Annotated in this window: 18 protein-coding genes, 2 tRNA genes and 1 pseudogene; 5 read left to right on the forward strand and 16 right to left on the reverse strand. The window is 71.5% G+C overall.

Features of this window, described 5'->3' with window-relative positions; all coding sequences use genetic code 11:
* The first annotated feature begins 147 nt into the window (after positions 1 to 147).
* Together ABD339_RS03835 and ABD339_RS03840 are read left to right on the forward strand one after the other, a co-directional pair.
* On the forward strand, positions 148 to 2,769 hold the full coding sequence (locus ABD339_RS03835; protein ID WP_344562076.1) for a hybrid sensor histidine kinase/response regulator: 2,622 nt from the start codon (positions 148 to 150) through the stop codon (positions 2,767 to 2,769).
* A complete protein-coding gene (locus ABD339_RS03840) occupies positions 2,766 to 3,365 on the forward strand; it encodes a response regulator (protein WP_344562078.1) in 600 nt (199 codons plus the stop codon). The genes ABD339_RS03835 and ABD339_RS03840 overlap by 4 nt, the downstream gene beginning before the upstream one ends.
* 70 nt (positions 3,366 to 3,435) lie before the next feature.
* On the opposite strand, the gene ABD339_RS03845 is transcribed toward ABD339_RS03840, so the two are convergent.
* Together ABD339_RS03845 and lepA are read right to left on the reverse strand one after the other, a co-directional pair.
* Positions 3,436 to 5,364: an AMP-dependent synthetase/ligase gene (locus tag ABD339_RS03845; protein ID WP_344562080.1), complete on the reverse strand. Its 1,929-nt coding sequence runs from the start codon at positions 5,362 to 5,364 to the stop codon at positions 3,436 to 3,438.
* A gap of 431 nt (positions 5,365 to 5,795) precedes the next feature.
* Positions 5,796 to 7,670: a translation elongation factor 4 gene (lepA, locus tag ABD339_RS03850; protein WP_344562081.1), complete on the reverse strand. Its 1,875-nt coding sequence runs from the start codon at positions 7,668 to 7,670 to the stop codon at positions 5,796 to 5,798.
* A gap of 250 nt (positions 7,671 to 7,920) precedes the next feature.
* On the opposite strand from lepA, the gene rpsT reads away from it, so the two are divergent.
* A complete protein-coding gene (gene rpsT, locus ABD339_RS03855; protein WP_344562082.1) occupies positions 7,921 to 8,187 on the forward strand; it encodes a 30S ribosomal protein S20 in 267 nt (88 codons plus the stop codon).
* 415 nt (positions 8,188 to 8,602) lie between these two features.
* On the opposite strand, the gene holA is transcribed toward rpsT, so the two are convergent.
* Positions 8,603 to 9,598 carry a DNA polymerase III subunit delta gene (holA, locus tag ABD339_RS03860; RefSeq protein ID WP_344562084.1) on the reverse strand — a complete coding sequence of 332 codons (996 nt, stop codon included), beginning with the start codon at positions 9,596 to 9,598 and terminating at the stop codon, positions 8,603 to 8,605.
* Between the two features lie 180 nt (positions 9,599 to 9,778).
* On the opposite strand from holA, the gene ABD339_RS03865 reads away from it, so the two are divergent.
* Positions 9,779 to 10,024 (forward strand): hypothetical protein, encoded by a 246-nt coding sequence (locus tag ABD339_RS03865; protein WP_344562351.1) that lies wholly within the window; start codon positions 9,779 to 9,781, stop codon positions 10,022 to 10,024.
* Between the two features lie 106 nt (positions 10,025 to 10,130).
* Here the strand turns inward: ABD339_RS03865 and ABD339_RS03870 are convergent.
* The 6 genes and pseudogenes from ABD339_RS03870 to ABD339_RS03895 all read right to left on the reverse strand — a co-directional run.
* Positions 10,131 to 12,791, reverse strand: a pseudogene (locus ABD339_RS03870) (ComEC/Rec2 family competence protein); the annotation flags it as partial.
* Between the two features lie 131 nt (positions 12,792 to 12,922).
* Complete coding sequence (locus tag ABD339_RS03875) at positions 12,923 to 13,822, reverse strand: ComEA family DNA-binding protein (protein WP_344562086.1); 900 nt, start codon at positions 13,820 to 13,822, stop codon at positions 12,923 to 12,925.
* A gap of 763 nt (positions 13,823 to 14,585) precedes the next feature.
* Positions 14,586 to 15,431 (reverse strand): DegV family protein, encoded by an 846-nt coding sequence (locus ABD339_RS03880; RefSeq protein ID WP_344562088.1) that lies wholly within the window; start codon positions 15,429 to 15,431, stop codon positions 14,586 to 14,588.
* Positions 15,432 to 15,466: 35 nt separating this feature from the next.
* On the reverse strand, positions 15,467 to 16,303 hold the full coding sequence (locus ABD339_RS03885) for a hypothetical protein (RefSeq protein WP_344562090.1): 837 nt from the start codon (positions 16,301 to 16,303) through the stop codon (positions 15,467 to 15,469).
* A 274-nt stretch (positions 16,304 to 16,577) separates the two neighbouring features.
* Positions 16,578 to 19,451 carry a leucine--tRNA ligase gene (leuS, locus tag ABD339_RS03890; protein ID WP_344562092.1) on the reverse strand — a complete coding sequence of 958 codons (2,874 nt, stop codon included), beginning with the start codon at positions 19,449 to 19,451 and terminating at the stop codon, positions 16,578 to 16,580.
* Between the two features lie 454 nt (positions 19,452 to 19,905).
* A tRNA-Ala gene (locus ABD339_RS03895) sits at positions 19,906 to 19,978 on the reverse strand.
* A 214-nt stretch (positions 19,979 to 20,192) separates the two neighbouring features.
* Here ABD339_RS03895 and ABD339_RS03900 point away from each other — a divergent pair.
* Positions 20,193 to 21,593: a glycosyltransferase 87 family protein gene (locus tag ABD339_RS03900; protein ID WP_344562094.1), complete on the forward strand. Its 1,401-nt coding sequence runs from the start codon at positions 20,193 to 20,195 to the stop codon at positions 21,591 to 21,593.
* Between the two features lie 127 nt (positions 21,594 to 21,720).
* On the opposite strand, the gene ABD339_RS03905 is transcribed toward ABD339_RS03900, so the two are convergent.
* From ABD339_RS03905 to nadD, 7 genes are all read right to left on the reverse strand, one after another.
* Positions 21,721 to 21,954: a hypothetical protein gene (locus tag ABD339_RS03905; protein WP_344562098.1), complete on the reverse strand. Its 234-nt coding sequence runs from the start codon at positions 21,952 to 21,954 to the stop codon at positions 21,721 to 21,723.
* Positions 21,955 to 21,961: 7 nt separating this feature from the next.
* Positions 21,962 to 22,159 (reverse strand): hypothetical protein, encoded by a 198-nt coding sequence (locus ABD339_RS03910; RefSeq protein ID WP_344562353.1) that lies wholly within the window; start codon positions 22,157 to 22,159, stop codon positions 21,962 to 21,964.
* A gap of 429 nt (positions 22,160 to 22,588) precedes the next feature.
* Positions 22,589 to 22,661, reverse strand: a tRNA-Ala gene (locus tag ABD339_RS03915).
* Between the two features lie 134 nt (positions 22,662 to 22,795).
* Positions 22,796 to 23,452 carry a histidine phosphatase family protein gene (locus ABD339_RS03920; protein ID WP_344562354.1) on the reverse strand — a complete coding sequence of 219 codons (657 nt, stop codon included), beginning with the start codon at positions 23,450 to 23,452 and terminating at the stop codon, positions 22,796 to 22,798.
* Positions 23,449 to 23,889 carry a ribosome silencing factor gene (rsfS, locus tag ABD339_RS03925; protein WP_344562100.1) on the reverse strand — a complete coding sequence of 147 codons (441 nt, stop codon included), beginning with the start codon at positions 23,887 to 23,889 and terminating at the stop codon, positions 23,449 to 23,451. The genes ABD339_RS03920 and rsfS overlap by 4 nt, the downstream gene beginning before the upstream one ends.
* A 225-nt stretch (positions 23,890 to 24,114) precedes the next feature.
* Positions 24,115 to 26,034: an LCP family protein gene (locus ABD339_RS03930; protein ID WP_344562102.1), complete on the reverse strand. Its 1,920-nt coding sequence runs from the start codon at positions 26,032 to 26,034 to the stop codon at positions 24,115 to 24,117.
* Positions 26,031 to 26,663, reverse strand: a complete 633-nt coding sequence (gene nadD / locus ABD339_RS03935) for a nicotinate-nucleotide adenylyltransferase (protein WP_344562103.1) — start codon at positions 26,661 to 26,663, stop codon at positions 26,031 to 26,033. The genes ABD339_RS03930 and nadD overlap by 4 nt, the downstream gene beginning before the upstream one ends.
* Between the last annotated feature and the right edge of the window lie 15 nt (positions 26,664 to 26,678).

Raw genomic sequence — 26,678 nt, forward strand, 5'->3', positions numbered from 1 at the left:
GGCCGGCTTCCGGGTCCGGCCCGGCACATCCCCTCGTCCCGGCGGGGACCCGGCAGTTCCGTCGAATGCGCTCAGCACAGTAGGGCAAGAGTGACAGACTGGGCCCGCTCATATGCACCGAGTCACGGAAGTGGTGGGAATTGAGCCATGTCTTCCGATTTCGCAAGGCCCTGGACCTCTTCCGCAGCCGCCACCGGTCCGCGCCCGGCAGTGGGTGCGCTGAGCGCACTGACCGCGCTGTGCGAGGGGGACTTCGGTGCCCGCGTGGCGCTGAGCGCCGAGTCGCTGGCCGGGCTGGGCGAGGAGGACCGCCAGGCGCTGGCCGATGCCGTCAACGGGCTCGCGGCGCGGGTGGAGCACCTCGGCTCCGAACTCGTGCGCGTCCAGCGCGAGGTGATCCGCCATGGACGCATCGACGAGCGCCTGAGCGCCAGTCCGGGTACGGGCGCGTGGACGGACACCGTAGTCGCGGCCAACACCCTGCTGGACGCCCTCACCCATCCGGTGGCCGAGGCCACCCGGGTGCTCACCGCGGTGGCGGAGGGCGATCTGTCCAAGCGTATGGAGCAGTACGACGGGCACCGCCCGATACGGGGCGAGCTGCGGCGGCTCGGCCGCACCGTCAACCGGGTCACGGGCCAACTCGCCCTGTTCACCAGCGAGGTGACCAGGGCGGGCACCGACGAGGACGCCGGGCCGCCGGCCGGCGGCGGGCCTCCGCCGCCGCACACCTCGCTCAGCGGTCTCTCCGGGAGCTGGCGCGCCGCGGCCGAGGCCGTCAACCGGATGGTGTCCGATCTGCGCGAGACGACCCGCGCCAAGGAGTGGCTGGAATCCAACCTGACCCGGCTGGCCGCGCTGATGCAGGGGCACCGCGACATCAGGGAGGTCGCCGAGCTGATCATGCGCGAACTGCCGCCGCTGGTCGGCGCGCAGTACGGCGCACTGTTCCTGACCCGCGTACCCGGCGGGGCACCGGCCCCCGCGCAGGATGCTTCGGGCCTCGTCTACATGGCGGGCTTCGGCACCTCGGCGCAGGAGAGCCGGGGTTCGCTCCTTCCGGGTACCCCGGCCCAGGGCCTGGTGGCACAGGTGGCCGCGCAGAAGCGGCGACTGCTGCTGAGCGAGGTGCCGCGCGGCTATCTGCCCATCGCCTCGGGGCTGGGCTCGGCACCGCCCGGATGCGTGGTGATCTTGCCGGTGCTCTACGAGGACCGGGTGCTCGGGGTGCTGGAGCTGGCCTCCTTCACCCCGTTCAGCGATATCCACCTCGCCTTCTTCGACCAGTTCATGCACACCATGGGCGTCGCCCTGCACACCATCCGCGCCAACACCGAGCTGTCGGAGAAGGCGGCGCTGCTGGCGGCCTCGTCCGAGTACAAGACGCAGTTCCTCGCGAACATGTCGCACGAGCTGCGCACCCCGCTCAACTCCCTGCTGGTGCTGGCCCAGTTGCTGGCCGGAAACGAGGCGGGGAATCTCTCGCCGGAGGAGGTCCGCTTCGCGCAGACCATCCACCGCTCGGGCACCGATCTGCTCCAGCTCATCAACGACGTGCTCGACCTGTCCACCGTCGAGGCGGGCCGGATGGACGTTCGCCCCCAGCGCGTCACGCTGCTCAAGCTGCTCACCTATGTGCACGACACCTTCCGCCCGCTCGCGCTCGACCGGGGTCTGGGCTTCACCGTGCAGGTCACCGACGGCACCCCGCGCGAACTGTTCACCGACGAGCGCCGGATCCAGCAGGTGCTGCGCAATCTGCTCTCCAACGCCTTCAAGTTCACCTCGGAGGGCCGCGTCGAGCTGCGCGTGGGACCGGCTCCCGGCGACCGGGAGAAAATCGAGATGACCGTGTCGGACACCGGGATCGGCATCGCGCCCGAGTGCCTGGCGCGGGTCTTCGAGGCGTTCCAGCAGGGTGCCCGCTCCACGCACCGCACCTACGGCGGCACCGGGTTGGGCCTGTCCATCAGCCAGGAGATCGCCGTCCTGCTCGGCGGGCGCGTCACGGTCGAGAGCGAGCCGGGCAAGGGCAGTCACTTCACCCTCACAATCCCCACCGGCCTGGCCGAGCAGCCGCCAGGAGCGGTCTCGGCCGCACCGCGCCGGCGCCCCGAAGCCGCCGCCACCCGGAACACCGTCCAGGACGCGGGCGGAGCCACCGGGGCCGCGGAGAAAGCCGGGGCCGCGGAGAAAGCCGGGGCCGCGGGGACAGCTGGGGCAGCGGTGACGGCAGGGGCCGAAGGGACCGCCGCCCGGACCGTCGGGGATTCCGGGCCGGGGAGCGCCGCGGACGTCACCGGCACGACGCGCCAGCAGGGCGCGGCGAAGCCCGGCCTCACTCGCTGGCGGCGCGGCCGGGCAGCGGAAGTGCTCCCGAACACCCGGGTGCTGATCGTGGACGACGACATCCGCAACGTCTTCGCCCTCACCCACGTCCTGGGCCACGCGGGCATGTCGGTGCGCTACGCGGAGAACGGCCGCGAGGGGCTGACCCGCCTCGACCAGGGGCCGGCGGCGGATCTGGTGCTGATGGACATCATGATGCCGGAAATGGACGGATACGAGGCCATCCGCACGCTGCGGGCCGACCCCCGCTTCGTGGCACTGCCCGTCATCGCACTCACCGCGCAGGCCATGCCGGGCGATGACCGGCGGTCCTTGGCCGCGGGCGCATCCGCGTATGTTCCCAAGCCTGTTGACATCGATCTGTTGCTGAGTACCGTGCTCGCCCTGCTCGATCCGCAATCGTCTACGAGGCCGCAATGACCATCCGTACCACGGCGCGCGGCGCCGGAGAACACGAAGCCAGTATCCTCCTCGTGGACGACATGGAGGACAATCTCGTCGCGCTGGAGGCCGTCCTCTCCGCGCTCCAGGTGCCCCTCGTGCGCGCCGTCTCGGGTGAGGAGGCCATGAAGGCGCTGCTGCGGCAGGACTTCGCGCTGGTGCTGCTCGATGTCATGATGCCGGGCATGGACGGCTTCGAGACCGCCTCCCACATCAAGCGGCTCGACCAGACCAAGGACATCCCGATCATCTTCCTGACCGGAGCGGAGACGGCGACCGACGCCGGGTACGCGTTCCGGGGCTATGCGACCGGCGCCGTCGACTACCTCACCAAGCCGTTCGACCCGTGGGTGCTGCGCACCAAAGTGGCCGTCTTCCTCGATCTGCACCGCAAGAACCGGCAGTTGCAGGACCTGCTGGATCACGAGCAGTACCGGCTCGACGACTTCGCGCAGCGCCTACAGGTGGTGGAGAGCGAACTGTCCTCCGGCGCCGACACCGAGCAGCTCGCGCGGCATGTGGCCGAGCTGGCCGAGTCGCTGGAAGAGCTGCGCCTGCGCCGTGCCGAGCGCTGAGTACCGAACGCTGAGCGCTGAGCCGTTCGCCGCATGACCCCGGCTCCGGAATGCGGAACCGGCGTCCGGGTCAGCGTTCGCGGGCCCCTTCGTACATCTCCTCGATCAGGTCACCGAATTCCCGCTCCACCACGGGGCGCTTCAGCTTGAGGCTGGGGGTCAGCTCGCCGTGTTCGATGTCCAGGTCGCGCGGCAGCACCCGGAACTTCTTGATGGTCTGCCAGCGCTGAAGGCCGCTGTTCAGCTCCTCGATGTAGCCGTCCAGGAGCACGCGCACCTCCTCGGAGGCCACGACGCTCTCGTACGGCTTGCCCTTGAGCGTCTCCTGCTGCTCGGCCCAGGCCATGATCGCGGGCTCGTCCAGCGCGATGAGCGCGCTGCAGAAGTTCCGGCCGGCGCCGTGCACCAGGATGTTGGAGACGTACGGGCAGACGGCCTTGAACTGGCCCTCCGCCTCGGCCGGGGAAATGTACTTCCCGCCCGATGTCTTGATCAGGTCCTTCTTGCGGTCGGTGATCTTCAAGTAGCCGTCGTCGGACAGCTCGCCGATGTCGCCGGTGTGGAACCAGCCGTCCTCCTCCAGGACTTCGGCGGTCATCTCCGGGAGCCCGTGGTAGCCCAGCATGATGCCGGGGCCGCGCAGCAGGACCTCGCCGTCGTCGGCGATGCGCACCTCGGTGCCGGCGAACGGCTTGCCGACCGTGCCGGTGCGGTAGTTGTCCGCGCGGTTGCAGAAGCTGGCGGCGGACGACTCGGTGAGCCCGTAGCCCTCCAGCACCGGGATGCCCGCGCCCGCGAAGAAGTAGCCCAGGTCGGGGGCGAGCGCGGCGGAGCCGGAGACGCAGCCGGTCATCCGGCCGCCGAAGGCTTCCCGCAGCTTGCTGTAGACGAGGCGGTCGGCGATGGCGTGCTTGACCTTCAGCCCGGCCGGGACCGAGGGGATGCCGGTGCGGCGCTGGTTGTCCTGGCTGGTGCGCGCGTACTCGCGCGCGACCTCGGCGGACCACTGGAAGATCTTGTACTTGGCGCTGCCACCGGCCCGCGCCTTCTGCGCCACGCCGTTGTAGACCTTTTCGAAGATCCGCGGCACGGCGCACATCTTCGTCGGCTGGACGACCGGCAGATTCTCGATGATCTTGTCCACCCGGCCATCGACGGCGACGACGTGCCCCGCATCGATCTGCGCGGAGATCAGCATCTTGCCGAAGACGTGCGCGAGCGGCAGCCAGAGGTACTGCACGTCCTCAGCGACCAGCAGTCCCGACTGCCGGACCGTCTTGGCCATGTACGACCAGGAGTCCTGCGCCAGCCGGACGCCCTTGGGCCGGCCGGTCGTACCCGAGGTGTAGATGAGCGTAGCCAGCTGGTCGGGGCGCAGCCCGCCCACCACCTCCTTGATCGCGTCCGGGTGCTTCTCGCGGTAGGCGGCGCCGCGCCGCTCCAGGTCGGCGAAGGAGAGCACCCAGCCCTCCTCGGCACCGTCGGTTCCCGTCCCGTCGGAGGCCGGTTCGCCGTCGATGAGCACCACGTGCGCCAGCTTGGGCAGCTCGGTGCGGCGCTCCCGCACCTTCGCGAGCTGGGAGGCGTCCTCGGCGATCAGAACGGTGCTCTCGGAGTCGGCGAGGATGAAGGCCGTTTCCTCGGCGTTGGTGCTGGGGTAGACGGTGGTGGTGGCCGCACCCGCGCACAGGATGCCCAGGTCGGCGAGGATCCACTCGATCCGGGTACTGGACGCGATGGCGACCCGCTCCTCCGGGACCACGCCCAGCGCCATCAGCCCGGCGGCGAGGGAGAAGACCCGCTCGGCCGCCTCGCGCCAGCTGTACGAGCGCCACTCGTCCGGCCCCTCATGCCCCTCGTGCCCGTCATGCCCCTCGCCGGCAGCGCGGATCACCGGGTACCGGTACGCCTCCGCGTCGGGCGTGGCTTCCACGCGCTCCAGGAAGAGCGTTGCCACGGAAGGCGGCCGGTTCTCGATCAGGGACTGTGTGTCGCTCACAACATCCTCCGGGGCCCGCGTCCTGCTGTGGTCGGCTCGCGCACGCTGACTCGCTCCGTCTCGCGCCGATCGCCTCGGCCAGTGACGCCGAGTGACTCGCTCACGCTTATATGACTCACGAGTAACTACTGAGCAGTGATCAGACTAAAGGCAGCAGCCCCCTTACGTAAGGGGGCTGCTGAAGGGGACTCCCGTCGCGTCGCCGGACGCCTCCCGCAGGCCCGCCGGAGCACCGCCGGAGCACACCGGAGCCCTGCGCGAGCACGCCGCCGGCGCCGGCCGGCGCCCCGGACCGGATGGCGCGGGGCCGGCCTCCGCGAGGGCGCGGGAGGAGGAGGCGGGGAGAGCGCGGGCAGGCAGAGCCGGGAGGACAGGAAGGCGAGGAAGCGAGGAAGCGGGCAGGCGGGAAGGAAGGCCGCAGCAGGGGCCGGCTACTTCTTGGCCTTGGCCTCGCCGCCGCCGCCGCTGTCGTCGGAGGACAGCGCGGCGATGAACGCCTCCTGCGGCACCTCCACACGCCCCACGACCTTCATCCGCTTCTTGCCTTCCTTCTGCTTCTCCAGCAGCTTGCGCTTACGCGAGATGTCGCCGCCGTAGCACTTGGCGAGCACGTCCTTGCGGATGGCGCGGATGGTCTCGCGGGCGATGACGCGGGCGCCGATGGCGGCCTGGATGGGCACCTCGAACTGCTGCCGGGGAATCAGCTCGCGCAGCTTGTTGGCCATGCGCGTGCCGTAGGCGTACGCCTTCTCCTTGTGCACGATCGCGGAGAACGCGTCCACCTTGTCGCCCTGGAGCAGGATGTCCACCTTGACCAGGTCGGCGACCTGCTCGCCCGTGGGCTCGTAGTCCAGCGAGGCGTAGCCCCGGGTCTTGGACTTCAGCGCGTCGAAGAAGTCGAAGACGATCTCCGCGAGCGGCAGCGTGTAGCGCAGCTCGACCCGGTCCTCGGACAGGTAGTCCATGCCCTGGAGGTTTCCGCGCCGCGACTGGCACAGCTCCATGATCGCGCCGATGAACTCGCTGGGCGCGATCAGCGTCGCGCGCACCACCGGCTCGTGCACGGTGTCGATCTTCCCCGTGGGGAACTCACTGGGGTTGGTCACCACATGCTCGGTGCCGTCCTCCATGTCCACGCGGTAGATCACGTTGGGCGCGGTGGCGATCAGGTCGAGCCCGAACTCACGCTCCAGCCGCTCCCTGATCACCTCCAGATGCAGCAGGCCGAGGAAGCCCACCCGGAAGCCGAAGCCGAGCGCCGCCGAGGTCTCGGGCTCGTACGTCAGCGCGGCATCGTTGAGCAGCAGCTTGTCCAGCGCGTCCCGCAGCTCCGGATAGTCGGAGCCATCCAGCGGATACAGCCCCGAGAAGACCATCGGCTTCGGATCCTTGTACCCGGGCAGCGCTTTCTCGGCGCCCTTGGCCAGCAGGGTGACCGTGTCGCCCACCTTGGACTGGCGCACGTCCTTCACACCCGTGATCAGATAGCCGACCTCCCCGACGCCGAGCCCGTCGGCGGGCGTCATCTCCGGGGAGTTGGTGCCGATCTCCAGCAGTTCGTGGGTCGCGCCGGTGGACATCATGCGGATGCGCTCACGCCTGCTGAGCTGCCCGTCCACGACCTTCACGTACGTGACCACACCGCGGTAGGCGTCGTAGACCGAGTCGAAGATCATCGCGCGCGCCGGGGCTGCCGCGTCGCCGACCGGCGCTGTGACCTGGCGCACCACCTCGTCCAGCAGCAGCTCGACGCCCTCGCCGGTCTTCGCGGAGACCTTCAGCACGTCCTCCGGCTCACAGCCGATGAGGTGCGCCAGCTCAGCGGCGAACTTCTCGGGCTGCGCGGCCGGGAGATCGATCTTGTTGAGCACGGGGATGATCGTGAGATCGTGCTCCATCGCCAGGTACAGGTTGGCGAGCGTCTGCGCCTCGATGCCCTGCGCGGCGTCCACCAGCAGGATGCAGCCCTCGCATGCCGCCAGCGAGCGCGACACCTCGTAGGTGAAGTCGACGTGCCCGGGGGTGTCGATCATGTTGAGGATGTACGGGGTACCCGCGTCGTCGCTGGGCGCCCAGGGCATCCGCACGGCCTGGGACTTGATCGTGATGCCCCGCTCGCGCTCGATGTCCATGCGGTCGAGGTACTGCGCGCGCATCTGCCGCTTGTCCACGACGCCGGTGAGCTGAAGCATCCGGTCGGCCAGCGTGGACTTTCCGTGGTCGATGTGCGCGATGATGCAGAAGTTACGGATCTGCGCCGGGTCGGTACGGCTCGGCTCCGGCGCGTTCGTTGGGGTCGCGGGCACGCAGTGTCCTGTCGGGTCTGGCCTGTCGGGTCTGGCGGCGAGGGCTTCGGGTCGTTCCGTTCGCCCCCATGGTCCCATGAGCGCGGGGAGGCGACCGGATTGGGAGGGCCCGAGGCCCGGCTGGTAGCCTGGGCGACTGTGCCTTATGGCACCCGACTGTGTCCGAGGGCGCTGAGGTCCTAGGACGCTGAGTGTGCCTTCGGGCACCGAGACGGACTCCGAAGTACATCCGAACCGCAAAGGCTCATTCGTGGCGAACATCAAGTCCCAGATCAAGCGGATCAAGACCAACGAGAAGGCACGGCAGCGCAACAAGGCCGTCAAGTCCGAGCTGAAGACGGCCATCCGCCGTACCCGCGAGGCCGTGGCCGCCGGTGACGCCGTCAAGGCCGCCGAGGCGCAGCGCATCGCCGCCAAGAAGCTCGACAAGGCCACCAGCAAGGGCGTTCTGCACAAGAACAACGCCGCCAACAAGAAGGCGGCGCTGGCCAAGCACGTGGCCTCCCTCAAGGGCTGACCCCACCGTTTCGTTCGGCTCGGGCGCACCGGCGGGCCCTCTCTCTTCCGCCTCCGTCAGAGCCACCGCTTGAGACAGCGCGCCGCACGCGGCCTGCGTTCGCCACGCGGGTGCGGCGCACGAGCACCACACGAGGCCCCGCCTCCCCCTTCCCCAGGGCGGAGACGGGGCCTTCGTCATGGTTCGTCGCGGGCCGGCAGGGGCGCTGACACCGAAGTCACACTCATGCCCAGCCTCCCAGCGGCGCACGCACACACCGGGGTAGGGCACCCGCGCACTGGCGCACTGGCGCACTGGCGCACTGGCGCACTGGCGCACTGGCGCACTGGCGCACTGGCGATGAAAGTCCCCAACAGGGCTCACTCGCACATGGGAGCCCGGAGAACGACGAAGTGGCGGAACGGCGGAACGGCGGTCAGCGGGAGCGGGAGCGGGCGACTCCAGCGATGGTGACCACAGCCTTCTCCAGCGCGTACTCGGGGTCGCTGCCCGCGCCTTTCACCGCCGCGTCGGCCTCGGCCACCGCGCGCAGTGCGGCCGAGACCCCATCGGGGGTCCAGCCCCGCATCTGCTGGCGCACGCGGTCGATCTTCCACGGCGGCATCCCCAGCTCCCGGGCCAGATCTCCCGGACGCGCTCCACGGGGAGCACCGGCGAGCTTGCCGATGGCGCGGACGCCCTGGGCCAGCGCGCTGGTGATCAGTACGGGGGCCACCCCTGTCGCGACAGCCCAGCGCAGCGTCTCCAGCGCCTCCGCCGCCCGCCCCTCGACCGCCCGGTCGGCGACGGTGAAGCTCGATGCCTCCGCCCGGCCCGTGTAATAGCGCCCGACCACGGCTTCGTCGATCGTGCCCTCGACATCGGCGGTCAGCTGCCTGCACGCCGACGCCAGCTCGCGCAGGTCGCTTCCGATGGCGTCCACCAGCGCCTGGCACGCCTCCGCGGACGCGGAACGGCCGAGCCCCCGGAACTCCCCCCGCACGAACGCCAGCCGATCCGCCGGCTTCGTCATCTTCGGGCACTCCACCTCGCGCGCGCCCGCCTTACGGGCCGCGTCCAGCAGGGCCTTGCCCTTGGCACCGCCCGCGTGCACCAGAACGAGCGTGATCTCCTCGGCCGGGGCGGTCAGATACGCCTTGACGTCCTTGACCGTGTCGGCCCCGAGATCCTGCGCCGCACGGACCACGACCACCTTCCGCTCGGCGAAGAGCGAGGGACTCGTCAACTCCGCGAGAGTGCCCGGCTGAAGCTCACCCGAGGCCAGGTCCCTGACGTCGGTATCGGCGTCGGCCGCACGCGCCGCATCGATCACCGCCCGCACGGCACGCTCGATGAGCAACTCCTCCTGCCCCACCGCCAGAGTCAGGGGGGCGAGCGGATCATCCGTGGTCTTCTTACGCGTCCCAGCCATCGCCTCCCAGCATCCCACGTCCCACCGACACCCCGCCCCGCCCCGCACGCCCTGAGCGCCCTGAGCGCCCTGAGCGCCCTGAGCGCCCTGAGCAGCGTTCGCCACGAGCCGATGGAGCTGATCGAGCCGAGCGGACCGATTCGGCCCGGCTCGGCTCGGCTCGGCTGAGAGAATGCCGTGGTGAGCGACGTACGACACGTGCTGGTGCTGCCCGACAGGGACGCGGCCGAGGAGGTCGCGGCGGAGCTGGAGCTTCGGCTCGGCCTGGCAGAAGAGCCCCAACTCGTCCGTGATGCCCTCGCGGGCGAGGACGACGCCGAGGACGCCCAGTGGCTGGTGGTCCTCGAAGACCCGCACGCCGCTCATGACCGCGCTCTGCTCGACTCTCTCGCCTCCGCCCACGAGGGCTGGCTGGAACGCGACTGACCCGCCCTGCCTGCCCCGCGCCTTCTGCCGGCCCGCGACCGAGGGGTGCGCGCGGCTCGCCCTCCATGTTTCCCGTCCGGCCGAGGGCGCCCCGCTGGGTTGCCACAGCGGGTGTCCCGTCCGGGCGTCTGGTCAGTGCCAGCGCTCCGTGCCGGTCGGTACGTGCCACGAGCGTGCCCGCTTCGGACAGCTTCCGCAGCGTCTCGGGTGCCGGATGACCGTACGGGTTGTCGCGCCCCGCTGATACGAGGGCCACACGTGGACGCAGCCTTCCGAGCAAGGCGGAGTCCTGGAACCGTGAGCCGTGGTGGGCGACCTTGAGCACATCGGCCCGCGGAAGATCGGGGTGGAGCGCCAACAGACCCTGCTGTGCCGCCGGTTCGAGGTCTCCGGGGAGAAGAAGCGTGAGGCCGCGGGTGCGCACCAGCAGCGTGACGCTGGCGTCATTGGCACCTCCGCCCTCCTCTCCTTCCCCGACAGCTCCGGCGCCGAGGGGGCTGCTGGGGTCCGTCCCCGAACCTGTCTCCGGCGGCGGCCACAGCACCTCCCACGACAGGTCGCCAGTCCGCCGCCGCTCTCCCGCGACCGCCGACACCACCGGCACTTTCGCCTGCCGCGCCACTCTGCGGACGAACTCGGCCTGCCCGGCGGGCTCCGCCCGCCCCGTCGTCTGGATCGCCCCCACGCTCCGGCCCCGCAACAGCCCTGGAAGTCCGGTCACGTGGTCGGCGTGAAAGTGCGTCAGCACCACCAGGGGGATGCTGGTCACGCCCAGGTCCCGCAGACACCGGTCCACGGCTGTGGGGTCGGGCCCCGCGTCCACGACCACTGCCCCGCCGGAGCCGCCGCGCTCCCCGTCCACCGCCAACGCGAGCGCGTCGCCCTGGCCCACATCGCAGGCCACCATGCGCCAGCCCGTCGGCGGCCAGCCCGTGAACGGCCGTACCAGCGGCACCGGCCGCGTCACCGCCACCAGCAGCACCAGCGCGCACCCCGCACACAGCCACGGCCGGTGCGGAAGCCGTAGCCACGCCGCCACCAGCATGAGCCCGCTCAGCGCGGCCGCCAGTCCCAGCGCTCCGGCCCACGACCCCGGCCAGCCGATCTCGGCGCCCGGCAGCTCCGCGCCGGTTCGCGCGATGCCCGCGATCGCCTCCACGGGCCAACTCGCCAGCCAGGCCAGCCCCTTCGCCACCGGCATCGCCACGGGGGCCGCGGCCAGCGCGGCGAAGCCCAGTACCGTGGCGGGCGCCACCGCGAACTCCGCCAGCAGATTGCAGGGCACCGCCACGAGGCTCACATGCGCGGCCAGCACCGCGACCACCGGGGCACACGCCGCCTGAGCCGCCGCCGCTGCCGAGACGGCCTCGGCGATACGCGGGGGCCAGCCCCGCCGCCGCAGCGCCTCGCACCAGTGCGGGGCCAGCAGCAGCAGTGAAGCTGTCGCGAGCACGGAGAGCAAGAATCCGAAGTCCCTCGCCAGCCACGGGTCGTAGAACACGAGCAGCAGCACGGCCGCCGCCAGTGCGGGCAGCAGCGACCGGCGCCGTCCCGTGCCGATCGCCGCGATCGTGATCAGCCCGCACGCGGCGGCCCGCAGCACGCTCGGTTCCGGACGGCACACCACCACGAAGGCCAGCGTCAGCAGTGCCCCCACCACGGCCGTGCCCCGCAGCGACAGCCCCAGCCTCGGCGCCAGCCCGCCGCGCTCCGCTCTGTGCGCCAGCCCCGGCGGGCCGATGAGCAGCACGAGAAGAATCGAAAGATTGGCCCCGCTGACAGCTGTCAGGTGCGTCATGTCCGTTGCCCTGAAGGCATCTTCCAGCTCCGGCCGCAGCCGCGAGGTGTCCCCGACCACCAACCCGGGCAACAGGCCCCTGGCGTCCGCGCTCAGTCCTCCGGCCGCCTTGCGCAGGCCGGAGCGCAGATCGCCCGCGAGGCGCTGCGCCATCGTCGGCTCCCGCACTACGTGCGGTGTCCCGGCGTCGATCCGCAGCACGGCCGCGATGTCCTTGCCGCCCGGCCGGTCGTCGTCCGGAGGCGCCAGGCGCGCGGTCACCCGGAGCCCGGTGGAGGGCAACAGCCGCAGCCACGCCGCCCGCTCCCGTAAGGCAGCCCGGCCCGCCCCGGCGTCCCGGGCCCCGGACCCGTCGTCGTCCGGGCCGCTGCTCAGGACGACCATGAGCAGTACCGGCGTCCGCAGCCGGGCCCACGATCCCTGCCCGGCTGCGTCAGCGCCTCTGCTCTTCGCAGTGCCTGGCGCGTTCGCGGCATCTGGCGCGCTCGCGTTGCCGGACGCGTTCTCGGCAGCTGGGGCGGGGAGGCGCACCACCTCCGCCGGGATCACGATCACCCCGGCCGAAGCCCGCGCGCCCCTCACCCGGGGACGGGTCGCGCGGGGGTCGCCGGTCACGGTGACCTCGGCCCGAGTGTGTGCGTAGCCCTCGGCCAGGTCCGGCAACGGGCCCCGGCGGACGTCCGCCGTGTGCAAGGCGGCGCTCGTACCCGCCGCAGCCGCGCACAGCAGCGTGACGGCGATACCGAGCAGTCCTGCCCGGTGCGCTGCGGCTCCGCTCGGTGCCGGAGAAACCCCGTTCTCCCCAGATGTCAGGCGCGGGCCTTGTCCACGCCGTCCACGCCGCCCACGCCTTCTCCTGGTTCCGGCGGCGAACAGCACGAGTCCGGCAAGGCCGCACACGGTGACGCCGATGGCCGCCACCGCAGCAGACGCCCCGAGTGCGAGGGACGCCGCCGCCCAGGCCGCCAGAGCCGGCGCGAGCAGTCGCAGGTCGGGCGGCGCTTCCTGACGGGGCTGGGCGTCTCCCAGCGGGGGGCGGCCCCGAGGAAGGGACCGGGCAGGAGCAGAACCGGCCCGCGTGGCCTCCTCCGTCCCCGGGTTCATGGCGTCACCTGGGGCTTGATGTCCGCGAACCGCTTGTCCCCGATGCCGTTTACCTCCTGTAGCTGGTCGATGGAGCTGAAGCCGCCGTGCTCCGTGCGGTAGTCGATGATGTGCTGCGCCAGCACGGGGCCCACGCCCGGCAGGGTCTCCAGTTGCTCCGGGGTCGCCGAACTGAGGCTGATCGGAGCGCCGCTCGCCCCTGTCGCCGAGCCTCCGGAAGCAGCACCGCCGCTGGATCCCGCACCCGGCGCCCCAGCGGGCCCCGCGGCCCCGGGCTGTGACCCTCCGCCCCCCTTGCCCGGCGCGGCGACGACGATCTGCTCGCCGTCGATCAACAGCCGGGCGCGGTTGAGGCCGCTCGTGTCGGCGCCGGGGCGCAGCCCTCCGGCCGCCTCCAGAGCGTCGGCGACCCGCGACCCGGCGGGGAGACGGTGCACCCCGGGATCCCGGACCTTCCCCGAGACATCGACCACCAGTCGCTTGCCCGAGGCCGCCGCCCCGGCCGCACCCGGCGGGGCGCCCGCCACGGGCGACGCGGCCGAGGAGGGGAAGCCGGGGGACGGAGCGGGCCCGCCCCTGGACCGCTGCTCGGCAGGCGCGGCCACGGGCTGCGGCCGTCCCGTCCAGAAGTGGTGGACGGCGAACCCGACGGCGACCAGCAGCACCAGCGAAACGGCCACCAGCGTCTTCGGCTCCACCCCGCACCGCGAGCGCAGCCACACCGGCAGCCGCTCCCCCAGGGCGAGCCCCGCCCGCTCCCGCAGCGAGAGCCGCTCCTCGTCGGCGTCCTCCGTGATCCGGTCTTCGGCCCGCCCCTCCCTGAAGAAGCCTTCGCCCACAGGGCCGGGGCCGCTGCCCTCATCTCCTTGCCACAGCTCCCCGCCTCCGGCTTCCACCCATGCCGGGCGTCGCGGCGGCTCCGTGCCCTCCGGCCACTCCCCGACGGCACGCCGGACATCACCGCCGGCTGCGCCCGGGCCCGGCCCATGTTCTTCGTCCGGCCCACTCGCGAAGCGACCCGGATCCTGTCCCGCGCCCCCACTCGCCGCCCGCTGCCGGTGCCTGCGCTCCTTGCCGAGGAGCACGGCCTCACGAGCTGCCGCGATGGCCTCCTCCCGTGGCAGGGCGGGAAGCCCGCCGCCCTGTGGCGTGGCAGAAAGCTCCTCCCGTGGCGTGGCAAGAAACTCGCCCTCCCGCGGCGGGGCGGGAATCCCCTCCCGCGCCCCGGAGGGCAGCTCCTCCCCCGCCAAGGCAGGAAGAGAGCCGCCATCTGCGGGCCCAGAGGGCTCGCCGCCCGAAGCCGCAGAAGAGGCAGCGGGGGAGGAAGAGGAGGGTGGGCCCGGATCCGCCGACGCGGCGAGAAGAGCTTCCGCGCGGGCCGCTGCCGCCCGGGAGCCCGGGGGCCTGCGGGCTCGCCGCAGCCGGGATCCGCCGGGCCGCCCCGGGCCCGTGGCCGGATTTCCACGCGGGCCCCTGGGCGGGCGGCGCCGGGCTGGGCGGCGGGTCACCGCCCCGCCGTCTGCGTCCGCGTGCGGGCCCGTGGCTGTCTTCGTTCCTGCTCGTGCGCTCATGCCAACCGACGGTAGGCATCTCCGGCCAACCGCAGTGATCTTGCTCAATTCCCGTGGAAAACCCGCGAGTTGTGGATAACTCGCTCACTCATCTGAGTGAGAGCACGGCTCCCAGCAACCCGGGCCCGGTGTGGGCGCCGATCACGGCCCCCACCTCACTCACATGGAGTTCTCGCAGGCCAGGTACCCGTTCGCGGAGGCGCTCCGCGAGCTGCTCGGCCCGCTCGGGGCTGGCGAGATGGTGTACGGCGATGTCCACGGGCGCGTCACCGGCCCGCTCCACCACGATCTCCTCAAGCCGGGCGATGGCCCTGGACGCCGTCCGCACCTTCTCCAGCATGCCGATGCGGCCGTCCGCCAGTTCGAGCAGGGGCTTGACGGCGAGCGCCGAGCCCAGCAGCGCCTGGGCCGCGCCGATCCTGCCGCCCCGGCGCAGATAGTCCAGCGTGTCCACGTAGAAGACCGCAGAGGTGCCCTCCGCGCGCTTCTCGGCCGCGGCCACCGCCTCGTCCAGGGTTCCGCCCGCCCCGGCGCACTCCGCCGCCGCCAGGGCGCAGAAGCCGAGGGCCATGGCGACGACCCCCGTATCGACCACCCGCACCGGCACGGGCGCCTCCTTGGCGGCCAGCAGCGCGGCGTCATACGTGCCGGAGAACTCCGCCGACAGGTGGAGGGAGACGATCCCGATGGCTCCTGCCTCGGCAGCGGCCCGGTAGGCCCGGGCGAACACCTCGGGGCTGGGCCGCGAGGTGGTGACGGGGCGGCGCTCGCGCAGTGCGGTCTCCAGAGAGCGGGCGGAGATCTCCGTGCCCTCCTCCAGCGCGCGGTCGCCGAGTACGACGGTCAGCGGGACGGCCTCGATCCGGTGCCGCCGCAGGGCGGCGGGAGGCAGATAGGCCGTGGAGTCGGTGAGGATCGCGACGGGGCCGTGCATGGAACGGAGGTTATCGGGCGCGGGGTCGGGAGCGTTCAGGAGGCGCTCCGCGGGCGGCGCTTCTCGAAGCCGGGCTCCGCACGCTTCCGCCCCGTCGTCGGGTCGGTGAGGGAGGGATCCAGCGCCTGTCCGGCCGGCCCCAGCTCGGCCGGCCGGGCCTCGGAGTGGCGCCCTTCCCCGGCTTCCCCGGCATCCCGGGCTCCGGGCCCTTGCTCACCGGCTGCCGTGGAGCGCCCGTGCTGCCCGCCCGGCCTTCGGGCGGCATCCGGTGACGAATCCTGGCTCGGCGCGGGGTCCGCCGAGGGGTCGTGCGGGCTGCGGCCGGGTGTGGGAGTCCAGTGGCGCAGGGCTCCTGTCTCGATGTCGATCCTGCTCCGCAGGTCGTCCAGCCCTTCGGAGTCGAACTGCCGTGCCCGGTCCTGGGCGGCGAAGCGCAAGGAGTCGGCCGACTCCCTGATGTGCTTCATCCGCTCCCGCGCATCCGGCAGTCTCGCCGCGATACGCGCGCGGTCCGGCTCGCCCTCCATGAGTCGGCGCAGCTCGCCGTCGAGCTGTCTGGCGTGCTCGTGGAGCTGGTCCAGCAAGGAGATGGCTTCCGTCAGCGCCGGGTCGTCCCGGGCTCCGGCTTCCAGGGCCGCGCGGGTGCTGTCCACGGAGGAACGCAACTCCATGCGGACGCGCGCGACTTCACCCACGGGGCCGGGCTGCATCGCGCGCGCTTTGAGGGTCGTCTCCTCGACCGTGCGCCTGACCTGCGCGCCCGTCCGTTCGACCCCGCGCTTCACGGCCCGCGTGGCACGCACCGTGACGATCACTCCGAGTGTCACGAAAACCAGGAAGAGCACCAGGCCGATGACCAGTCCCACGTCCACGGGTCGCTCCTCCATCCGATCGCCGCACCGTCTCCAGTTCAGCGTAAACGGGCGGGAAGGACAGCGGGTTCCACCGGGCCCCGGAGCGTCCCCGCAAAAGCCCCGTAGGGGGAGCCCCGCACCGTGCCGGACGGCCCCGGCGCGGGCCGCCCGACCGAGGACGGGCCCCGCCCCGGGGCGAACACCGCACACAAACGCGCAGGAATGAGCCCCACCCGTGCAGGAACGAGCCTCACCCGTGCAGGAACGAGCCTCACCCGTGCAGGAACGAGCCTCACGCAGGAACGATGTTGACCAGCTTCGGCGCCCGGACGATCACCTTGCGAATGCCGGCCCCGTCCAGTGCGGCGACGATGACGGGCTCCGCCAGCGCCATGGCCTCCAAGTCCCCCTCCGAGGTGGACGGCGGGACCTCCAGCCGGGCCTTGACCTTGCCCTTGATCTGGACGACGCAGGTCACGGTCTCGTCCACCAGGTACGCGGGGTCGGCGACCGGGAAGTCCTGGTAGACCACGGTGTCCTGGTGGCCCAGCTTGCGCCACAGCTCCTCGGCGATGTGCGGGGCCAGCGGGGCGATCAGCCGCACCATCGTCTCGGCCACGGAGCGCGGCACCTCGGACAGCTTGGTGACGTGGTTGTTCAGCTCGGTGATCTTGGCGATGGCGGTGTTGAAGCGCAGCGCCGCCATGTCCTGGGAAACACCGTCAACGGCCTTGTGCAGAGCCCGCAGTGTCGCCTCGTCCGCCTCTGTGTCCACCACGGTGACCGCGCCGCTCGCCTCGTCCACGACGTTGCGCCACAGCCGTTGCAGCAGCCGGAACTGACCGACGACGGCCCTGGTGTCCCATGGCCGTGAGACATCCAGCGGTCCCATCGCCATCTCGTACAGCCGCAGCGTGTCGGCGCCGAAGTCCGCGCATATCTCGTCCGGAGTGACCGCGTTCTTCAGGGACTTGCCCATCTTCCCGAGTACGCGGCTGACCTTTTCGCCCTGGTGGTAGTAGGCGCCGTCGCGCTCTTCCACTTCGGCGGCCGGCACCGCGATGCCTCGCCGGTCGCGGTAGACGAACGCCTGGATCATGCCCTGGTTGTACAGCTTGTGGAATGGTTCCGCCGAGGAGATATGACCCAGGTCGTACAGCACCTTGGACCAGAAACGCGCGTACAGCAGGTGCAGCACGGCGTGCTCGGAGCCGCCCACGTACAGGTCCACACCGCCGGCGGGCCGGCCGGGGCGCGGTCCCATCCAGTAGCGCTCGATCTCGGGGTCGACCAGCTTCTCGTCGTTCTTCGGGTCCAGGTAACGCAGCTCGTACCAGCAAGAACCCGCCCAGTTGGGCATGGTGTTGGTCTCCCGGCGGAAGCGCCGCGGGCCCTTGCCATCCCCCAGGTCCAGCGTGACGTGTGTCCACTCCTCGTTCCGGGACAGCGGGGTCTCGGGGGAGGTGTCGGCGTCATCCGGGTCGAAGGTGCGCGGGGAGTAGTCCTCGACCTCCGGCAGTTCCAGGGGCAGCATCGACTCGGGCAGCGCGTGCGCGATGCCGTCCTCGTCGTAGACGATCGGGAACGGCTCGCCCCAGTAGCGCTGGCGGCTGAACAGCCAGTCACGCAGCCGGTAGTTGACGGTGCCCTCGCCCAGGCCGCGCTCCTCCAGCCAGCCGGTCATCCGCTCCTTCGCCTCGACGACGCCCAGGCCGTCCAGGGAGAAGCCGTGATCCGTGGAGTTGACGATCTTGGCGTCGTACGAGCTGAAGGCGTCCTCCCAGGCGGAGGGGTCCAGTCCGCGGCCGTCCGAGGGCTCGACCACGCACCGCATGGGCAGCTCGAAGGCGCGCGCGAACGCGAAGTCCCGGGAGTCGTGCGCCGGCACCGCCATGATCGCGCCGGTGCCGTAGCCCATCAGCACGTAGTCGGCGATGAAGACCGGAACGCGCTCCTCGCTGACAGGGTTGAGGGCGTAGGCGCCGGTGAAGACGCCCGTCTTGTCCTTCGCCTCGGCCTGGCGCTCCACATCGGACTTGGCCTCGGCCTGCGCCCGGTAGGCGGCGACAGCCTCGGCGGGGGTCGCGTAGCCTCCGGTCCACACCTCGTGTGTGCCTTCCGGCCAGGCATCCGGTGCGACCTTTTCCACCAGCGGGTGTTCGGGGGCCAGCACCATGTAGGTGGCGCCGAACAGCGTGTCCTGGCGGGTGGTGAAGACGTCGATGCGCTCGTCGCCGACGGGGAACGCGATCCTGGCGCCCTCGCTGCGCCCGATCCAGTTGCGCTGTTGCAGCTTGATGGCCTCGGGCCAGTCCAGCCCGTCCAGGTCGTTCTGCAGGCGGTCGGCGTAGGCGGTGATGCGCATGTTCCACTGGCGCAGCTTGGCCTTGAAGACGGGGAAGTTGCCGCGCTCGGAGCGGCCGTCGGCGGTGACCTCCTCGTTGGCCAGCACGGTGCCCAGCCCGGGGCTCCAGTTGACGGGCGCGTCCGAGGCGTAGGCCAGTCGGTACTCGCCCAGCAGGTCGGCCCGCTCGCGCTCGCTCAGCCCGCTCCACGGCCCCCGGCCCCCGGGGGTCTCACGGGCGCCGGACTCGAACTGCTCGACGAGTTCCGCGATCGGCCGGGCCCGGTCCGCCTCGGTGTCGTACCAGGAGTTGAAGATCTGCACGAAGATCCACTGGGTCCAGCGGTAGTACTCGGGGTCGATCGTCGCGAACGTCCTGCGCTGGTCGTGCCCCAGGCCCAGCCTGCGCAGCTGCGCCGTCATCTGGCCCATGTTGGTCACGGTGGAGGCGCGCGGGTGCGTGCCGGTCTGCACCGCGTACTGCTCGGCGGGCAGCCCGAAGGCGTCGAAGCCCAGCGTGTGCAGGACATTGTGCCCGGTCATGCGCTCGTACCGGGCGTAGACGTCGGTGGCTATGTAACCCAGCGGGTGCCCGACGTGCAGGCCCGCACCGGAGGGGTACGGGAACATGTCCATGATGAACTTCTTGGGCTTGGCGACCTGCGCCGGGTCGCCGCCCAGGTCGCCCTCACCCGGGTTCGGGGCCTCATAGGTCCCGTGCTCCTCCCAGAAGTCCTGCCAGCGTGCCTCGATGTCGGCGGCCAGCGCCGCCGTGTAGCGATAAGGGGCCGCACTCTCGGCGGCGGAAGTGATCTCGCTCATCGTCCTCAAAGCTCCATCGGTCGTCTCTGCTCAGCGGCGGTCCGGAAACGAAAAAACCCCTCGCACAGGAGGGGAAGCCGCGCCGATTCCGGCCCCGGCGAGGGGTCCGGCAGTGGTTCAGCGCGGCTCGCTAAGCAGAAGGCGTACGGCACGCATGCAGCCAGGGTACCGCAGCCCCCACGCCCCCTGACCTGGAGCCCCGCCCCCACCCGCCGACCCCACCGCCCGAGCGGCGCCACCCTTGGGCACGAACGCGAGCGACAGGTCCTGGCGCAGGCACGGGAGTGCAGGTGCTGACTCCCCGGAACGGATAGCGGCACCCATAGATATGGCGGCACCCCACGGATGGGGGTGCCGGTGGCAACGCCCCCGCAACGCGCGGCGAAGCCGCGCAAAAACAAAGGAAGCGAGCCCACTCACGCCCTCCGTGAGTACAGCTCGCCCCTCGGTTCCGTGGAGCTAAGGAGAATCGAACTCCTGACCTCTTGCATGCCATGCAAGCGCTCTACCAACTGAGCTATAGCCCCGCATCCGGTCCGCCGAGGGCTTCCCCGCGGCGGCTTTGCCAACCTTACACGCCCCCTGCCGTCCTCCGCCAAATCCCTTTCCGCCCCCTCGACGCCTCCGCGCCCACGCCCAGGGCGACCCGCCCCAGGCCGGAGCGGGCCGGTACTGTCGAGCCGCGACGCACGCCCTCCCCCCACGCCCCCACGGGCCCCCTCGCACCTTGGAGCCGTACCCGTGAGCACGTTGCAGCAGGCCGCCGGCGAGCGCAAAGGACCCCTGGCGGTCAAGGCATACGTGCTGCGACGGCCGGTGAGCCTGGCCCTGGCCCCGTTTCTGGTGTCCTTCGCCGCCTTCTGGGCCGCGCAGCGCACCGCCGACGTCTCCATGATCGACTTGATGGTCTACCGCGCCGAGGGCTGGACCGTGCGCAACGGCTCCGACCTCTACGCGATGCGCGCCACCTACGCCCAGCTGCCGACGACCTATCCGCCCTTCGCCGCCCTGCTCTTCATCCCGCTGACGCTGCTGGACGTGGCCGACATGCGGGGCCTCGCGACGTTCTTGAACCTCGGTCTGCTCGTCGTGCTCGTCCATCTGTCCCTGCGGCTGCTCGGGCGCCCGCTGCGCGCCTCCCGGCCCGCCGCGACACTGCTGATCGCGTCCGTGGCCGTGTGGTGCGAGCCGGTGTGGACGACGCTGCGTTACGGGCAGATCAATCTGTCGCTGGCCGCGCTGGTGCTGTGGGACCTCTCGCGGCGCACCGGCCACCGGTGGGCGGGCGTGGGGATCGGCATCGCTGCCGGGGTCAAGCTCACGCCCGCGCTGTTCGCCGTCTTCCTGGCCCTGTGCGGAACCGTCCAGGGCTGGCGGCTGCTGCGCCGCAGCGGGCGGGCGGCCGACTTCTGGAACCCCTGGCTGCGCCAGGCGGCCGTGGCGACGGCCGCCTTTCTGGGGACGGTGCTCCTCTCGGCCCTGGTGCTGCCTCACGACTCGTGGCGGTTCTGGGGCGGGGCGGTCTTCGAGTCGGGGCGCGTGGGACGCACGGAGATCACCGACAACCAGGCCCTCAGCGGGGTCGCCGCGCGTCTGCTGCACACCGGGGAGCCGGGCTGGCTCTGGGCGGTGCCGGCCCTGGTGACGGTCGTACTCGGACTGGGCGCGGCCGTGGCCGCCGCCTTGGCGGGGCGGCGCGGACTGCCGCACGCCCGCGCCTGGTCAGTGCTCGCCTGCGCCGTCACCGCGCTGCTGATCAGCCCGATCTCCTGGTCCCATCACTGGGTGTGGTGCGTGCCGGTGGTGCTGCTGCTCGGGGCCGAGGCGCAGCGCCGGGCGAGCTGGCGCTGGCTGGCGGGCGCCCTCGCGGCGACCGCGGTGTTCAGCTCGTACGCGCTGTGGCTGGTGCCGCGCGACCCCGCCTCCGACCCGCCGCCCGAACTCCACCAGAGCGGCGGCGAGATGCTGTCGTCCGCGCTCTATCCGCTGGCGGGTGTGGGCTTCTTGGTGCTGACCGCCGTGGTGGCCGTGCGCGCACTGCGCAAGCCGACGCCCTCCGAGCGGGGCCGGTATCGGCACACTCCCCGTGCCTCGCCCACTCCTCGCGCCCCGGTCGTCGGGGCGGAACAGGCCGCCGGATGACGTGAGGTGGCCGCTCGCGGAGTCAAGGCCCGCCCGTCGCTTTCGCGTTGACGGAGCGTGAGGAGTGTGAGGAATGCGAGGGAGTTGACGGAAGGGGATGCACCGGCCGCGGTTGCGCCAACCGCCGTCAGGCCGTGGCGAAGGAGTAGAAGCGTTTCAGGGTGCAGTGGGCGTCCAGCAGCCGCCCGTAGATGGGCTCGCCGTCCAACTCGCGGTAGGTCTCGATCGGGTCGCCCTTTATGATCAGCGCCCGCGCGCAGTCCTCGCACCAGTACTGGTAGGCGTTGTTGACCGGTTCCATGTCACGCACGATCGGGGTGCCGCTGCCGCACCAGTCGCACTTCCTGCTGTGGGCGCCCATCGCTCACTCAGCTCCAGATGTGGCCACAAGCCGTGCACACGTAGGACACTCCTCCATTGTCGCCAAGCACTTGGGCGACGTTCGGCGAACCGCAGGACGGGCACTGAAGGGGGCCGGGCGTACTCGGCGAGTGCTCTTGGCAGGGTGCGGACCACGCGAGCCCCTGGTCGTCCTCCCGGTCGACGTTGAGGCCCGTCGCCGACATCGCACTCGTCCTCCCCTTGGCTTCCCCCCTCCCAGCCGTCACGATTCTGCCACGTTCCCGGCTCGCGACTAAGCCCCGGTCAGCGATCCACGCGCAATCCCCGCACTCCGGACCCGCCGGCGCTCCCGGCCCGCCCGGCACCCGCCGCAATCCTCCCGGTCATGGTGTTTGCGCAGGTCCTGACCGCGAACAGGCCCTGGCCGAACCGCCAGAGCAAGCGCGTGCCCGACAGCGACCACACTGCGAGCGGCGCGCACACGAGGACACGCAGACAGGCCCTGGTTGAACCAACTGGGCGTGCTGAACGGAGGGTTGGCGATGTACGACGGCGTAACGACGCAACGGCGAAGCCGCGCGAAAACGACCCTGAAAACACCGGAGGCGGGCTGTACTCACGCAATCTGTGAGTAAGCCCGCCTCTCGATTCTGTGGAGCTAAGGAGAATCGAACTCCTGACCTCTTGCATGCCATGCAAGCGCTCTACCAACTGAGCTATAGCCCCGAGGCTCCGGCGCCGGAGCGCCGCGAACGAGAAGAAGCTTAACCGGTGGCCTGGCCTAATGAGAAATCCGCCCCCGGTAGCCCGCTCTCACGGAGCCCGGCCACGTCACTCCGACGCCCCGCCCCGCCCCCGGCTCAGTCGTCGTCGCCGAGCACCGGCTCCGGGAGGCTGCCCGCGTTGTGCTCCAGCAGGCGCCAGCCCCGCAGGGTCTCGCCCAGCACGGACCAACAGCAGTTGGACAGCCCGCCCAGGGACTCCCAGGTGCCCGGAGCCAGGCCGATGAGTCGGCCGATGGTGGTGCGGATGGTGCCGCCGTGGCTGACGACGACGAGCGTGCCGCCGTCCGGCAGCTTGTCCGCGCTGCTCTCCACGACGGGCGCCGCGCGGTCGGCGACCTCGGTCTCCAGCTCACCGCCGCCCCTGCGCACCGGCTCGCCCCGCTTCCACGCGGCGTACTGCTCGCCGTACTGCGCGACGATCTCCTCGTGCGTCAGGCCCTGCCAGGCGCCCGCGTAGGTCTCCCGCAGCGCCTCGTCGTGGGTGATCTCAAGGCCGGTGAGGGCGGCGAGCTCCGCGGCGGTGTCCGCTGTGCGCCGCAGGTCGGAGGCGATGATCGCGTCCGGGCGCAGCGCGGCCAGCAGCCGCGCGGACCGGCGGGCCTGGGCGATGCCCTCGTCGGTCAGCTCGATGTCCGTGGTGCCCTGGAACCGGCGCTCCAGGTTCCAGGCGGTCTGGCCGTGCCGCCACAGCACGATTTTGCGGTCCCTGACCGCTCCCGAGTGCCCGTTCAGTTCAGCTCTCCGTCCAGCTCGTCCGCCCGCTCGGCCTCGCCCGCGTGTTCGGCGGCCTTGCCGCGGGTCGCCTTGGCGTCCTCGGGCAGCTCCAGCTCGGGGCAGTCCTTCCACAGCCGCTCCAGCGCGTAGAAGACGCGCTCCTCGCTGTGCTGGACGTGGACGACGATGTCCACGTAGTCCAGCAGCACCCAGCGGCCGTCGCGCTCGCCCTCGCGACGGGCGGGCTTGGCCCCCAGCTTCTTGTTGAGGGACTCCTCGACCTCGTCGACGATGCCCTTGACCTGCCGGTCGTTGGGCGCCGAGGCGAGGAGGAAGGCGTCGGTGATGGCGAGAACGTCGCTGACGTCATACGCGACGATGTCGTGCGCGAGCTTGTCGGCCGCCGCCTGTGCGGCGACGCTGATCAGCTCAAGGGAACGGTCCGTGGCGGTCACAGGCAAGGCTTTCGGTCGGGAATGGTCGCGATCGGAACACGCGGAAAGCTCCGGAACGTGCGAGGCCCGGAATCCGGAACCTCGAACCCCGGAGCCGGGACGAACGTCCGGGACGCGGTATACGTGTCGGGTTCCAGGGTCTCACGGCCGCACAACCGCTCTTCTTCGTCCGCCCGGGTCTTCCGCCCGGGCGGCCACCGAGCGGCCCACGGCGCGGCCCGCTCCTCAGCCCTTGTAGTCGGCGCCGAGCAGCACGGCCACATCCGCGGTCGAGGCGCTGCCGGTCTCGCGGACGGCGCTGGCCGGCAGGTCCAAAGTCTTGGCGACCTCCTCGGCCTCGGCCTTGTGCTCCGGCTTCGCGTAGCCCACCACCGACTGGGCACGGGCGGCGCCGGAGCCGGACTTGACGACCGCGTAGCCGCCGTTGACCAGCGCGGCGGATGCGGCGTTGGTCACGCCGCGCTTGCCGCTGGCGTTCTTCAGGCTGACGCGGAGCGCGGCTTGCGGGTCGGAGTTCTTGACGGTGCCGCCGAGGATCTTCTTGACGACCTCGTCGCCCGCCTGCCTGCTCAGCGTGCCGTTGGCCTGCACGGGCAACAGCCGCGTGCGGTAGTCGCCGGCCCTGGCCCGGCTGGCGAGCTTGGCCAGCGAGGCGCCGAGCTGCTTCTCGGAGAGCGAGGGATCGGGGATCTGGCCGAGGGACTCCACGGTCTTGGTCGCCGCGCCCGAGTCGCTGGAGAGCTTCTTCAGCGCCGCCCGCATCACCTGTCCGAAGCGGGCGAGCTGCTTGGTCTGAAGCTCGCCCGGGGCCCGGTAGGTGGCGTAGGCGACGGCGGCGCGCCCGTCCAGGTCCACGGCGCTACCCCGCTCGACCTGCGGTTTCTCGCCCTTCTTGGCCCCCGGCACGGAGGTGTCGGTGTCCAGGGCGATGCCGCCGACCAGCTCCACGAGGTTCTCCAGATACGGCGTGTCCAGCCGCCAGGTGCCCTTGATGTCGGAGCCGAGCAGGGTGTTGAGCGCGTCGCGGGTGGGCGAGGCGCCCTCGTCCTCGACGGATTTGCCGAGCGTGGTGGTGGTGCCGTCCTCGGCGGAGACGGCCAGCGAGTTCGGGAGCAGAACGGTGCTGCCCTGGCCCGCGCCCGCGTTGTCCACGAGGAGCGCGGTCGAGCTGGCACCCCCCTGCTCGCGCAGGTGTACGACGATCACGTCGCGCTGCTGGCCCGCGGCGGCGGCGCCCTTCTTCCCGGCCCCGTCCAGCCCCGGCAGCATGCCCGCGTACCAGAGGTAGCCGAGGCCACCCGTCACGACGAGGACGGCCACGACGACGAGCGCGACGACGCGGTTGCGGCCCTTGCGCTTGGCCTCCTCGCGGCGTTCGGTGCGGCTCTCGGAGAACTTCAGCCAGTCGATGACGTCCTCGGAGTCGTCGGTCGGCTCCTCCACGAACGCGAACTGCTCGGTGCGGTATCCGGCCTCCTGGCCGTCCTGCCCCGCGCCGTCGGTGTGGCCGGACGACGGGCCGGCTGTCGGACCGGACGGGGAAGCGGGGGGCGGCTCGTGCGCGCCACCGGCGTCCGGCTCCTGGCGCGCGCCGGGAACCGGACCGGTCTGCGGCTGTCCGTACTGCTCCTGCTGCGGCGGAGGGCTCTGCTGCGGGAACCAGCCCTGCTGCGCGGTGCGCGCCGCCGCCTGCGTCTGCTGCCCGGCCCTCGGCTGCTGTCCGGTCGCGGCCTGCTGTCCACGCGCGGCCTGTCCGGTGGCGGCCTGTCCGCCGGCCCCGTCGATCCGCTGCCCGTAGGGGTCGTACGGGTCGTAGTCGTAGTAGCCCTGCCGGCCGGACGCGGCGGTTCCGGCTCCCGCCGGAGGGGCCGCCGCCTGCCCGTACGGGTCGTAGGCGCCCGAGGCGGCGTACGAGCCGGGCTGCGCGCCGGAGGTGTCGTACGCGCCAGGTGCGGCGTAGGAGCCGTGGGTGCCGTACGGGGCCTGGGAGGCGTAGCCCTGTTCGCTCTGCTGCGAGCCGTCCTGGGGAGGGCCGCCGGGCTGCTGCGGGTCCTGGCGGTAGACCGGGCGGCCGTACTCGTCATAGCCGACGATCTCCGGCTGCGGCTGCCTGCCGTACGGGTCGTATCCGTAGCCGTCGCTCACGCTCGCGGGTCCTCCCGGTACAGGGCGCGCTTGCTGATGTAGCGCACGACACCGTCGGGGACCAAATACCAGACCGGGTCGCCGCGTTCCACCCGCGCGCGGCAGTCGGTGGACGAGATGGCCAGCGCCGGGACCTCCACCAGGGAGACGCCGCCACTCGGCAGCCCCGGGTCGGCCAGCGCGTGGCCGGGGCGGGTGACGCCGATGAAGTGGGCCAGCGAGAACAGCTCTTCCGTGTTGCGCCAGCTGAGGATCTGCGAGAGGGCGTCGGCGCCGGTGATGAAGAAGAGGTCCGTATCGGGATTGCCCTCGGCCAGCTCGCGCAGGGTGTCTATCGTGTACGTCTTCCCGCCGCGGTCGATGTCGATCCTGCTGACGGAGAACTGCGGATTCGACGCCGTCGCGATGACCGTCATCAAGTAGCGGTCCTCGGCGGGCGAGACCCGCTTGTGGCTCTTCTGCCACGGCTGCCCGGCCGGCACGAACACGACCTCGTCGAGGTGGAAGCGTGCCGCCACCTCGCTCGCGGCCACCAGGTGGCCGTGGTGGATGGGGTCGAAGGTGCCACCCATCACGCCGAGCCGCCGCTTACCGGTGCCAGGCGCTGCGCTCTGGCCGTTCTCTCCCATGCGGGCCGACCCTAT

The organism is Streptomyces axinellae (assembly GCF_039532135.1).
Taxonomy (GTDB): domain Bacteria; phylum Actinomycetota; class Actinomycetes; order Streptomycetales; family Streptomycetaceae; genus Streptomyces; species Streptomyces axinellae.